1 protein-coding gene is annotated in these 827 nt (G+C 50.2%); it reads right to left on the reverse strand.

From position 1 onward, the window contains the following. Positions 1–827: TolC family protein (locus ASC50_RS02045; RefSeq protein ID WP_158648287.1), on the reverse strand; the 827-nt coding region annotated here is incomplete at both ends.

Raw genomic sequence — 827 nt, forward strand, 5'->3', positions numbered from 1 at the left:
GGAGATATGCCGTCACTTGCCCGCTGATTTGCATCAGGGAAATTTCGCACAGTTTGGTGCTGTATTGCGCTTGCAGGAGGCGTTCTTCGGCTTCCAAGAGGCTGTTTTGGGCTTCGCGGAGTTCTATGCCCGACAGGTTGCCGAGTTTGTAGCGTTCCATCGCGATTTCGTAGTTTTCGCGTGCGGCAATCAGGTTTTCTTTCTCCAAATTGGTCAAGCCGATGTTGTTTTGATATGCCATCCACATCGTTGCTAAATCGGCTTTCAGTGCCACTTCCAATTGCGCGATTTCTAATTCGCGGTTCTGAAGCGTTATTTTTGCGTTTTTTTGCTCCCTTCGGCGATTCATCCCATCGAAAATCGGGAAATTAAGCGAAAGACCGTAATTCAGCCCCAACGTGCTTTGTTGACTGAGGTTGGGGGAGGCAGCGGCATCGTAAAAATTGCTTGTGTAGCCATAACCCGCATTCACTTTCAGGTAAGGATAATAGCGACTTTGGATGGCTTTCAAATCCAACGCACTCAGGGTTTTATTTTTCTGCGCCAACAAGAGGCGCGAATTGGTTTCCAACGTGTTTTGCCACAAAGTCTGTTCGTTCAGCAGCAGGTTTGGCTCAATCACAGAATCGGGTGCCACAACCTTTTGAGCCACATTTTCGACCGCCATCAACTGGTTCAGGATGATAGCTGACGTGTTTACGACTTCCACTTGGCGAATCAACCGCGAACTGTCGGCATTAAAATCCACCCGTGCCTGTTGCAGCTCCAACCGCGACCCCGACCCGATGCCGTAACGCGCATCCACCACCCGAAGCCGCTCTTTGGAC

The sequence above is a fragment of the Candidatus Symbiothrix dinenymphae genome, from assembly GCF_001431085.1.